The following is an 11429-nucleotide window of genomic DNA, read 5'->3' as shown; positions in this document are numbered from 1 at the left end:
GCACGGTCAGTCCCGGAGTTCCAGCACACCCGAGATGCCGCCGCGGCGGGACGGTGGACCGTCCAGTGGCGCATCGTCGGCTATCCGGCCGTCGAAGAAGCTGATCACGCGGTCGGCGGCGCTCGCGAGCCGGGCGTCATGGGTGACCAGCACGATCGTCTGACCGCGGCCGTGGAAGCGGGACAGCAGCCGCATCACCTCACGCGTGCCCTTGCTGTCCAGGCTCCCGGCGGGCTCGTCGGCCAGCAGCAGCGGGGGATGGTTGACCAGGGCCCGGGCGAGCGCGACCCGCTGCTGCTCGCCGCCGGACAGCTCGCCGGGCATACTGCGCTCCTTGCCGTCGAGGCCCAGCTCGGCCAGCAGCTTCTCGCGCTCGGCGCGGGCCTTCTTCGGCGGGACGCCGGCCAGCAGCGCGGGCAGTTCGACGTTGTCGGCGACCGACAGGTTCGACACCAGGTTGAAGAACTGGAACACGATCCCGATGGCCTTGCGGCGCTCCACCGCCCAGCGCGCCTCGCCGAAGGAGTCCGTGCACCGGCCGTCGAGCCAGATGCTGCCCTCGTCGGGCCGCTGCAGCCCGCCGAGCAGATGCAGCAGGGTCGACTTGCCGGCACCGGACGGGCCGGTGATCGCCACGAACTCGCCCCGGCCCACGCTCAGGTCGACCCCGCGGACGGCGTGCGCGGGGGCGCCCTCGCCGTGGTGGGTCTTCACCAGCCCCTCGGCCCGCAGCACCGGAACACCGTCCTCGCTCATTCCAGTTCCTCCTGGCACCGCTCCAGCCAGTCGAGATCGGCCTGCAGATGCAGCATCGCGCCCTCGATGAGCAGGTGGGCGATGCGGTTGTCCCGGTTCTCGGCCGCGGCCAGTTTCGACAGAGTGCGCATGGTGTTCAGGTACTGGCGCCGCTGCCTGTTGATGAGGGCGATCTGGTCGGTGAGACCGGTCTGCGGGGCGAGGGCGAGCTTCATGAAGAACTCGTCCCGCACCCGAGGCTCGTCCTCGGTCTCCTCGAACCAGGCGTGCAGCGCCTCCCGCCCGGCGTCGGTGAGGTGGTAGACCTTCTTGTTGGGCCGGCTGGACTGCTCGACGTCCTCGCCCTCGATCAGTCCCGACTTCTCGAGGCGGCCGAGGGTGACGTAGATCTGGCCGACGTTCGGCTGAGGGTACGCGGAGCCCAGCAGGAGCTCAAGGTCCTGCTTCAGCTCGTAGCCGTGGGCGGGGCCGCGGGCGAGGAGTGCCAGGAGGGGCAGGCGCACGCGTGCTGTCCTCCTGTTCTCGTAATGTGCTCCAGGCCCTAGTATCGCCCATACCTAACAGGTATACATGGCCCTGACTCCCGGCGAGGACGCCCGGAGCCGTGTGTACGTGTTCAAGGAGGAACCTATGCGGTGGATACGCGCCGCCGGTAGGGGCCTCCTCGTTCTCGCCGTGATCCTCACCGGGTACGTCGCCTCCGGCGCCCACGCCGGCGAGGACCCCCGAAGCGGCGGCCGCGGCCCGCTCACCCTGGCCACCGCCGGCGACCTCACCGGCTATCTCGGCCCGCTGCTCCAGGGCTGGAACCGCACCCACCCCGGCGAGAAGGTCACCCTGGTCGAGCTTCCGGACTCGGCCGACGAGACGCATGCGCAGATGACCACCGACCTGCGCGGCGGCGACCGGGGCCGGTTCGACGTCCTCAACATCGACGTCAACTGGACCTCGGAGTTCGCGGCGGCCGGCTGGATCCGCCCGCTGCCACGCGACCGCTTCCCGCTGAAGAGCTTCCTGCCGCCGGTCGTGGACACGGCCACCTACGACGGACGGCTGTACGCGGTCCCGTATGTCACGAATGCCGGACTGCTCCTGTACCGCAAGGACATCCTCGCCAAGGAGGGCGTGCCCCCGCCGCGCACCTGGGCCGAGCTGGAGCACGACGCGAGGGCCATCGCGCCGAAGTACGGACTCGGCGGTTACGCGGGCCAGTTCCTGCCCTACGAAGGGCTCACCGTCAACGCGGCCGAGGCCGTGTACTCGGCGGGCGGCACGATCCTCGGCGACGAGGGCACCCGGGTCACCGTCGACTCCTCCGCCGCCCGCGAGGGCATCGGCTTCCTCGCCCGGGGCGTCCGCGAGGGCTGGATACCGAAGGCGGCGCTGACGTACAAGGAGGAGGAGTCCAAACAGGCCTTCCAGGACGGCAGGCTGCTCTTCCTGCGGAACTGGCCCTACGCCTACGCCGTCGCCTCCGCCGAGGGCTCCAAGGTCGCCGGGAAGATCGGCGCCGTACCGCTGCCCGGCCCCGACGGACCGGGCACGAGCGTGCTCGGCGGCTCCGATCTCGCGGTCAACTCCCATGCCCGGCACCCCGATTCCGCCGCCCGGCTGATCGCCTACCTCACCAGCGCGCCCGTCCAGCGCCAGGTGCTCACCCGGGGCGCGCTGCCACCGGTACGCGCCGCGCTCTACGAAGACCCCGTGCTGGTGCGACGCTTCCCCTACCTCCCCACCCTGCGCACCGCCGTGCTCACCGCCCGGCCGCGCCCCAAGAGTCCGCACTACGACCAGGTCAGCCTGGTGGTGCAGGCGGTCGTCCAGGACGCGCTCACCGGGCGGGAGACGCCCGAGCAGGCCGTGCGCCGGCTGGCGCGCGAGCTCGACGCGATCGCCCGTCGCTAGCCCGTCGCGAACCCCTCGATAGTTACTTGTTAGGTAACGCGCGGATCTCATCTCGGCGCACGATGCCCCGTTAAGTCCGTATTCGCGCCCTCAATCCACCAGTAGCTTCCGTTCTTTTCGTTGACACCCTCGCGACATGCCTACCTAACATGCATGCATGCTGAGTAAGTACCACTGGTGGCGTGACGCGGTGATCTACCAGGTCTACGTCCGCAGCTTCCTGGACAGCACCGGCGACGGCGTCGGTGATCTGGCCGGCGTCCGGGCCGGGCTGCCGTATCTGAAGAAGCTCGGTGTCGACGGCATCTGGCTGAGCCCGTTCTACCCGTCGCCGCAGCACGACCACGGCTACGACGTGGCCGACTACTGCGGGGTCGACCCGCTCTTCGGCGACCTCGCCGAGTTCGACCTGCTGATGGCGGCGGCCCGGCGGCTCGGCGTCAAGGTGCTGCTCGACATCGTCCCCAACCACTGCTCCAGCGAGCACCCGTGGTTCCGCGAGGCGCTCGACAGCGCCCCCGGCAGCCCGGCCCGCGCCCGCTTCCACTTCGCCGAGGGCCGCGGCCCGGACGGCAGCGAGCCCCCCAACAACTGGCACGCCATGTTCGGCGGCCCGGCCTGGACCAGAGCCGCCGACGGCCAGTGGTACCTGCACATGTTCACGCCCGAACAGCCCGACTGGAACTGGCGCGACCCCGAGGTCGCCGCCGAGTTCGACCGCGTGCTGCGCTTCTGGCTCGACCGGGGCGTCGACGGCTTCCGCATCGACGTGGCGGCCGGGCTGTACAAGCACCCCGAACTGCCCGACTCCGACGACCCGGAGGCCGACGCCCGCACCCGCGACTCGGTCAACCCGCTCGCCTGGAACCAGCCCGAGGTGCACGAGGTGTGGCGCCGCTGGCGCGCCCTGTGCGAGGAGTACACCGCACGCGACGGCCACGAGCGCCTCCTCGTCGGCGAGGTCTCCGTCCCCACCGCCCGCGAACACGCCCTGTACGTCCGCCCGGACGAACTCCACCAGGCCTTCTTCTTCGACCTGCTCGGCGCCTCCTGGGACGCCGACGCCTTCCGCAAGGTCATCTCCGAGGCCATGCAGGACATCGCCGGCACCGGCTCGACCGTCACCTGGGTGCTCAACAACCACGACCAGGTCCGCACCGTCACCCGCTACGGCGAGCCCGCCACCGAGGGCAGCGGCCTCGGCCCCGCCCGCGCCCGTGCCGCCGCGCTGCTGATGCTGGCACTGCCCGGCGCCGCGTACATCTACCAGGGCGAGGAGCTGGGCCTGCCCGAGGTCGTCGACCTGCCCGACGACGTGCTCACCGACCCGATATTCCGGCGCACCGGCAGCCGCGCCCGGATCCGCGACGGCTGCCGGGTGCCGCTGCCCTGGTCCGGGCAGGCCTCCCCGTTCGGCTTCACCTCGGGCGCGGAGAGTGCCAAGCCCTGGCTGCCGCAGCCGGAGTACTTCGCCGAGTACGCCACCGACCGGGCCCTCGCCGACACCCGCTCCTTCTGGCACCTCTACCGTGACGGCCTCCAACTGCGCGCCGCCCTGCCCCAGTTGGGCGAGGGCACGCTCCAGTGGCTGGACACCCCGCCCGGCGTCCTCGCCTTCACCCGCGGCGACGGACTGGTCTGCGCCGTCAACTTCGGCACGGCCCCCACCCCCGCCCCGGTCTCCGGCACCCCCCTGTTGTCCAGCGGCCCCGTCACGCCCGGCGTCCTGCCCGGCTCCACGGCGGCCTGGTGGCTCGACCTCTGATTCTCGTCAGTTCACCTCCCCTGAAAGGCCCGTCAGCGATGATGCGACGACGTACGACCCTGCTCACGAGCTGCACCGCCCTCGCCCTGGCCCTCGGCGCGACCGCCTGCGGCGGCGGCCCGGTCTCCGCGGGCGGCGGCGACAAGGCACTCAGCGGCCAGACGGTCACCGTGGCCGGTGTCTGGTCCGGCAGCGAACAGAAGAACTTCCAGAAGGTGCTGGACGCCTTCACCGCGAAGACCGGCGCCAAGACCCAGTTCGTCTCCACCGGCGACAACGTCTCCACGGTCGTCGGCAGCAAGATCGAGGGCGGCAACGCGCCCGACGTGGTGATGGTCCCGCAGGTCGGCGTCCTCCAGCAGTTCGCGAAGAAGGGCTGGCTCAAGCCGCTGTCGCCGACCGCCCAGCAGACGATCGGCGCCGACTACGCGCCCGTGTGGAAGAAGTACGGCAGCGTCGACGGCACCCTCTACGGCCTGTACTTCAAGGCGGCCCACAAGTCCACCGTCTGGTACAGCCCCAGCGCGCTCACCCAGGCCGGCGTCAAGCCGCCGAAGACGTACGACGAGCTGCTGAAGGCGGGCCACACCGTCTCCGACTCCGGGCTCGCCGCCTTCGCCGTGGCCGGCCAGGACGGCTGGACCCTCACCGACTGGTTCGAGAACGTCTACCTCTCCCAGGCCGGACCCGAGAAGTACGACGCCCTCGCCGCGCACAAGCTGAAGTGGACCGACCCGAGCGTCGTCAAGGCGCTCACCACCCTCGGCAAGCTGTTCAAGGACAAGCAGCTGATCGCCGGCGGCCAGAAGGAGGCCCTGAACACCGACTTCCCCAGCTCGGTGGAGAAGGTGTTCGGGCCCAAGCCCGAGGCCGGCATGGTCTACGAGGGCGACTTCGTGGCCGGCGTCGCCCACGACCAGTTCGGCAAGGCCATCGGCAAGGACGCGAACTTCTTCCCCTTCCCGGCGGTCGACGGCGGCACGGCACCGGTGGTCAGCGGCGGTGACGCGGCGGTCGTCCTCAAGGACGCCAAGAACGCCAAGGCCGGCATGAAGCTCCTGGAGTACCTGGCCACCCCCGAGGCCGCGGCCGTATGGGCCAAGGCGGGCGGCTTCCTCTCCCCGAACAAGAAGCTCGACCTCGCCTCGTACGGCGACGACGTCACCCGCGCCACCGCCAAGTCCCTGGTGAACGCCGGGGATTCGGTCCGCTTCGACATGTCCGACCAGGCGCCGGCGGCCTTCGGCGGCACCAAGGGCGCCGGCGAGTGGAAGCTGCTCCAGGACTTCCTGCGCGACCCGTCCGACCCCAAGGGCACCGCGGCGAAGCTGGAGTCCGCGGCGGCCAAGGCCTACCAGGGCTGAGCGGCCACACCATGACCGCCACCACTGTCGTGAAACAGCAGGCGGCCCAGCGGTCCGCCGCCGGCCCGGCGCGCGGGCGCCGCGGCCGGCGGCGCGCCCGGCTGATCGCCCTGCTCTTCGTCCTCCCCGCGCTGCTCCTGCTCGGCGCGCTCGTCGTCTACCCGGTCCTCTTCTCCGTCGGCCGCAGCTTCTTCGACGCCTCCGGCACCCGGTTCGTGGGCGGCGACAACTACGCCGAGATGTTCCGCGACCCGGCCACCCTCAAGGCCATCCGCAACACCGCGATCTGGGTGGTCGTGGCCCCGTCCCTGCTGACCGGCCTGGGCCTGATCCTCGCCGTCCTGGTCGAGAAGATCCGCTGGGCCACGGCGTTCAAGCTCCTGCTCTTCATGCCGATGGCGGTGTCCTTCCTGGCCGCCGGCATCATCTTCCGGCTCGCCTACGACGAGGACCCGAACAAGGGCGTGCTGAACGCGGCCGTGGTCTCCGTCCACGACGCCTTCAAGGGCACCTCGTCGTACCCGACGGCCCGGGGTCGCGAGGGGCTGCTGACCCAGGACCGGGACGGCTCGTACCGTACGACCGCCGCCACCGGCCACTCGGTGACGCTCCCGATGGTCGGCGTGCTGCCGGGGGACCTGCCCAAGAACGCCTCGCCCGCGTACCCGGCGGCCACCCGCAAGGCCGCGCCCGGCGAACTGCGCGGTGTCGTCTACCTGGACTTCACCCCCGGCGGAGGCGGCCGGCAGGGCAAGGTCGACCCGAAGGAGAGCGGCCTGCCCGGCATGAAGGTCCAGGCGGTGCGCGACGGGAAGACGGTCGCGGACACGACCACCGCGGCCGACGGATCCTTCCGTTTCCCCGGGCTGCACGCGGGCTCGTACACGGTGAGACTCCCGGAATCGAACTTCGCCCCGCCCTACCAGGGCGTCTCCTGGCTCGGGCCGACGCTCGTCACCCCGGCGATCATCGGCGCGTATCTGTGGATCTGGACGGGCTTCGCGATGGTCCTGATCGGCGCGGGCCTGTCGGCCCTGCCCCGGGACGCGCTGGAGGCGGCCCGGATGGACGGGGCGAACGAGTGGCAGATCTTCCGCCGGATCACGGTCCCGCTGCTGGCACCCGTCCTGACGGTCGTCTTCGTGACCCTCGTGATCAACGTGATGAAGGTCTTCGACCTCGTCTACATCATCGCGCCCGGACCGGTGCAGGAGGACGCCACCGTCCTCGCGACCCAGATGTGGCTGGTGTCCTTCGGCGGCGGCAACAACCAGGGCCTCGGCAGCGCCCTCGGCGTGCTGCTCCTGCTCCTGGTCATCCCGGCGATGGTCTTCAACGTCCGCCGTTTCCGCAACAGTCAACGATGAGGAGTCAGCGATGAACGCGATCAGGCGGGGCCTCGGCAACGGCCTGGTGCAGGCCTTCCTGGTGGTGATCGGCCTGATCTGGCTGACCCCGCTCGCGGGCCTGTTCCTCTCCTCCCTCCGCTCGGCCCAGGACACGGCGAAGGGCGGCTGGTGGACGGCGTTGTCCGGTCCCGGCCAACTGTCCTTCGACAACTACTCGGCCCTGCTGAAGAACTCCGGCATGACCCAGGCCTTCTGGAACACGGTCCTGATCTCGGTACCGGCGACGACGCTCGTCGTGGTCATCGCCGCCCTCGCCGGATACGCCTTCGCCTGGCTGGACTTCCCCTTCCGGGAGCCGATCTTCCTGCTGGTGGTGGCCCTGCTGGTGGTGCCGGTCCAGATCGGCCTGCTCCCGGTGGCCAAACTCTTCGGCGCGCTGGGCCTGTTCGGCACGATCCCCGGAGTCGTCCTCTTCCACGTCGCCTACGGCCTCCCCTTCGCCGTGTTCCTCCTGCGGAACTACTTCGCGGAGATGCCGAAGGAGATGCTGGAGGCGGCGCGGATGGACGGCGGCAGCGAGTGGCGCATCTTCACCCGCCTGGTCCTGCCGGTGGGGCGCCCCGCGATCGCCTCGCTCGCCATCTTCCAGTTCCTCTGGGTCTGGAACGACATGCTGGTCGCCCTGCTCTTCGCCGACAGCTCCTCGCAGCCGCTGACGGTTGAACTCCAGTCCCAGATCCGCCAGTTCGGCAGCAACATCGACGTCCTGGCACCGGGCGCGTTCCTGTCGCTGATCGTGCCGGTGGTGGTGTTCTTCGCGTTCCAGCGGCACTTCGTGCAGGGGGTCATGGCGGGTTCGGTGAAATGAGAAGCGGCGGGAACCGGAGTTCCCGCCGCTTCTACGCCTGCCCGGCCTTCACGGCGAAGCCGGCGGATACAGCGACCGGGGCAACTGCGAAGCCGCGGCCGCGTCCAGCAGCCACAGGGTCCGGCTGCGGCCGTACGCCCCCGCCGCCGGTGCCTGGATCTCACCGGCGCCCGACAGGGCGATGGCCGTGGCCTCCGCCTTGTCCTCGCCGGCCGCGAGGAGCCATACCTCGCGGGCCGACCGGATCGCCGGGAGGGTGAGGGAGATCCGGGTCGGCGGCGGCTTGGGGGCGCCGTGGACGCCCACCACCGTGCGCTCGGTCTCCCGAACGGCCGGCAGCTCCGGGAAGAGCGAGGCCACATGGGTGTCCGGGCCCACGCCCAGCATCAGCACGTCGAAGGTCGGGACCGAGCCGTGGTTCTCCGGCCCCGCCGCCTTCGCCAGCTCCGTCGCGTACGCCTCCGCGGCCGCCTCGACGTCCGCACCGTACGGGTCGTCGGAGGCGGGCATGGCGTGCACGCGGTCCGGGTCCAGCGGCACGGAGTCGAGCAGGGCCTCGCGGGCCTGCGTGACATTGCGCTCGGGGTCGCCCTCGGGGAGGTAACGCTCGTCGCCCCACCACAGGTCCAGGCGCCCCCAGTCGATGGCGTCCCGGGCCGGTGCCGCCGCCAGCGCGGCCAGCAGGCCGTTTCCGTTGCGGCCACCGGTGAGGACCACGGAGGCGTGGCCCCGGGAGGCCTGCGCATCCACGATCTTCGTGATCAGGCGGGCCGCGGCGGCCTGCGCCATCAGCTCCTTGTCGCGGTGGACGACCAGCTGCGGAGTGCTCACTTCGCCGCCGCCTTCCTCGCCGGTGCCTTCTTCGCGGTCTTCGCCGCCGCCTTCCTGGCCGGCGCCTTGGCCGCTTCCTCCACCGGTTCCGGCTCGGCAGCCGCCTCGACGGCGGGCTCCTGCTCCGGGACCGTGTGCAGCCGCTCCACGCCGTAGCGCAGCGCCGACGCGTAGGTGTCGTCCGGGTCGAGCCGGCGCAGCTCCTCCGCGATCAGCTCGGCGGTCTCCCGCCGCTTCAGCGCCACCGCGCGGGCCGGCTGGCCCTCGATGGACAGCGTGGCCAGCGAACCGTCCGCGCGGTCCAGCACGATCGGGCCGCAGTCGGTGTCCATGCGGACGGCCGTGAGACCGGGACCGGACGACAGCGAGCGCTTGACGGGGACGTCCAGCCGGTCCGCGAGCCACATCGCCAGCAGCTCACAGCTCGGGTTGAACTCCTCGCCCTCCACCTCGACGCCCTTCACCTCACAGGTGACCTGGTCCAGGGCCGCCGCGAGCATCGAACGCCACGGCGTGATCCGGGTCCAGGACAGGTCGGTGTCGCCCGGCGTGTAGGCCTCGGCGCGGGCCGACAGCTCCCGCACCGGCTGCTCGGCGGCGTAGGTGTCGGTGACCCGGCGCTGGGCGAGCGCGCCCAGCGGGTCCTTCGCCGGCTCCAGCGGGGCGTTCACCGGCCACCACACGACCACCGGGGCGTCCGGCAGCAGCAACGGCAGCACGACCGAGTCGGCGTGGTCGGCGACCTCGCCGTACAGCCGCAGCACCACCGTCTCGCCGGTGCCCGCGTCCGCGCCCACCCGTACCTCGGCGTCCAGCCGGGACGTCGTACGGTCGCGTGGGGTGCGGGAGACCCGCTTGATGACCACCAGCGTGCGCGAAGGGTGCTCGCGCGATGCCTCGTTGGCGGCCCTGAGCGCGTCGTAGGCGTTCTCCTCGTCGGTCACGATGACGAGGGTGAGGACCATGCCGACGGCGGGCGTGCCGATCGCCCGGCGGCCCTGCACGAGCGCCTTGTTGATCTCTCCGGCGGTGGTGTCGGTCAGGTCTATCTTCATGGCCGGCGCCAGCTCCGTCCGTCTCGTGCGAGCATCTCGTCCGCCTCGGCGGGGCCCCAGGTGCCCGACGGGTACTGCGCGGGCCTGCCGTGCCCGTCCCAGTACTCCTCGATCGGGTCGAGGATCTTCCAGGACAGCTCGACCTCCGCCGTGCGCGGGAAGAGGTTGGCGTCGCCGAGCAGCACGTCCAGGATGAGCCGCTCGTACGCCTCCGGGCTGGATTCCGTGAACGACTCGCCGTAGGCGAAGTCCATGGAGACGTCCCGGATCTCCATCGAGGTGCCCGGCACCTTCGAGCCGAACCGCACGGTCACGCCCTCGTCCGGCTGGACGCGGATGACGATCGCGTTCTGGCCCAGCTCCTCCGTCGCCGTGGTGTCGAAGGGGGAGTGCGGCGCCCGCTGGAAGACGACGGCGATCTCCGTCACCCGGCGGCCGAGCCGCTTGCCGGTGCGCAGGTAGAAGGGGACACCCGCCCAGCGGCGGTTGTCGATCTCCAGCTTGATCGCCGCGTAGGTGTCGGTCTTCGACTTGGCGTCGATGCCGTCCTCTTCGAGGTAGCCGATGACCTTCTCGCCGCCCTGCCAGCCCCCCGCGTACTGGCCGCGCACGGTCGAGGCGCCCAGGTCCTTCGGCAGCCGGACGGCGCCGAGCACCTTCTCCTTCTCCGCGGCCAGCGCGTCCGCGTCGAAGGAGGCGGGCTCCTCCATGGCCGTGAGGGCCATGAGCTGGAGCAGGTGGTTCTGGATGACGTCACGGGCGGCGCCGATGCCGTCGTAGTAGCCGGCCCGGCCGCCGATGCCGATGTCCTCGGCCATGGTGATCTGCACATGGTCCACGAAGGACCGGTTCCAGATCGGCTCGAACATCGTGTTGGCGAAACGCAGCGCCAGGATGTTCTGGACGGTCTCCTTGCCGAGGTAGTGGTCGATCCGGAACACCTGGTCCGGGGTGAACACCTCGTGCACGACCTTGTTCAGTTCCTCGGCCGACTTCAGGTCGTGCCCGAACGGCTTCTCGATGACCGCGCGCCGCCAGGAACCGCCCGACTGGTCGGCGAGACCATGCTTCTTCAGCTGCTGGATGACCACCGGGAAGGAGCGCGGCGGCACCGACAGATAGAAGGCGAAGTTGCCGCCGGTGCCCTGCGCCTTGTCCAGCTCCTCGATGGTGGAGCGCAGCCGCTCGAAGGCGTCGTCGTCGTCGAAGGTGCCCTGGACGAAGCGCATCCCCTGGATGAGCTGCTGCCAGACCTCCTCCCGGAACGGCGTACGGGCATGCGCCTTGACGGCGTCGTGGACCTCCTGCGCGAAGTCCTCGTTCGCCCACTCGCGGCGGGCGAAGCCGACCAGCGAGAAGCCCGGCGGCAGCAGACCCCGGTTGGCGAGGTCGTACACCGCGGGCATCAGCTTCTTGCGGGACAGGTCGCCCGTGACACCGAAGATGACCAGGCCCGACGGCCCCGCGATACGCGGGAGCCGTCGGTCGGCCGGGTCACGAAGCGGGTTCGCTCCGGAACCGGAGAGGGGGGTCAAG

10 protein-coding genes are annotated in these 11429 nt (G+C 70.9%); 5 read left to right on the top strand and 5 right to left on the bottom strand.

What is annotated here, in order from left to right; all coding sequences use genetic code 11:
- Positions 1–6: 6 nt before the first annotated feature.
- Together ACWC0C_RS25090 and ACWC0C_RS25085 are read right to left on the bottom strand one after the other, a co-directional pair.
- Positions 7–756, bottom strand: a complete 750-nt coding sequence (locus ACWC0C_RS25090) for an ABC transporter ATP-binding protein (protein ID WP_450866008.1) — start codon at positions 754–756, stop codon at positions 7–9.
- Entirely contained in the window at positions 753–1259 is a 507-nt protein-coding gene (locus ACWC0C_RS25085) for a PadR family transcriptional regulator (protein WP_450866006.1), read from the bottom strand. Before ACWC0C_RS25085 ends, ACWC0C_RS25090 begins: the two co-directional genes overlap by 4 nt.
- Before the next feature lie 127 nt (positions 1260–1386).
- On the opposite strand from ACWC0C_RS25085, the gene ACWC0C_RS25080 reads away from it, so the two are divergent.
- The 5 genes from ACWC0C_RS25080 (at position 1387) to ACWC0C_RS25060 (ending at position 8007) form a co-directional block, all read left to right on the top strand.
- The gene (locus ACWC0C_RS25080; protein ID WP_450866004.1) at positions 1387–2661 is read left to right on the top strand and encodes an ABC transporter substrate-binding protein; all 1275 of its coding nucleotides are present in this window, start codon (positions 1387–1389) and stop codon (positions 2659–2661) included.
- 157 nt (positions 2662–2818) lie between these two features.
- Positions 2819–4426 carry a glycoside hydrolase family 13 protein gene (locus ACWC0C_RS25075; RefSeq protein ID WP_450866002.1) on the top strand — a complete coding sequence of 536 codons (1608 nt, stop codon included), beginning with the start codon at positions 2819–2821 and terminating at the stop codon, positions 4424–4426.
- Between the two features lie 38 nt (positions 4427–4464).
- Entirely contained in the window at positions 4465–5790 is a 1326-nt protein-coding gene (locus tag ACWC0C_RS25070) for an ABC transporter substrate-binding protein (protein WP_449202173.1), read from the top strand.
- 11 nt (positions 5791–5801) lie between these two features.
- Entirely contained in the window at positions 5802–7157 is a 1356-nt protein-coding gene (locus tag ACWC0C_RS25065) for an ABC transporter permease subunit (RefSeq protein ID WP_450866000.1), read from the top strand.
- Between the two features lie 10 nt (positions 7158–7167).
- Positions 7168–8007, top strand: coding sequence for a carbohydrate ABC transporter permease (locus tag ACWC0C_RS25060; RefSeq protein WP_449202171.1), 840 nt, complete (start codon positions 7168–7170; stop codon positions 8005–8007).
- A gap of 48 nt (positions 8008–8055) precedes the next feature.
- Here the strand turns inward: ACWC0C_RS25060 and pgl are convergent, their stop codons facing one another.
- The 3 genes from pgl to zwf are packed head-to-tail and all read right to left on the bottom strand — an operon-like array spanning position 8056 to position 11428.
- Positions 8056–8838 (bottom strand): 6-phosphogluconolactonase, encoded by a 783-nt coding sequence (gene pgl, locus ACWC0C_RS25055; RefSeq protein ID WP_450865997.1) that lies wholly within the window; start codon positions 8836–8838, stop codon positions 8056–8058.
- Positions 8835–9893 carry a glucose-6-phosphate dehydrogenase assembly protein OpcA gene (gene opcA, locus ACWC0C_RS25050; RefSeq protein WP_450865996.1) on the bottom strand — a complete coding sequence of 353 codons (1059 nt, stop codon included), beginning with the start codon at positions 9891–9893 and terminating at the stop codon, positions 8835–8837. The genes pgl and opcA overlap by 4 nt, the downstream gene beginning before the upstream one ends.
- Positions 9890–11428 carry a glucose-6-phosphate dehydrogenase gene (zwf, locus tag ACWC0C_RS25045; protein WP_449198517.1) on the bottom strand — a complete coding sequence of 513 codons (1539 nt, stop codon included), beginning with the start codon at positions 11426–11428 and terminating at the stop codon, positions 9890–9892. The genes opcA and zwf overlap by 4 nt, the downstream gene beginning before the upstream one ends.
- Between the last annotated feature and the right edge of the window lies 1 nt (position 11429).

It is taken from the genome of Streptomyces sp. NPDC001709 (assembly GCF_053596375.1).
Note: the sequence above shows the minus strand (reverse complement) of the source record. Positions and strands in the feature narration are given on the sequence as shown.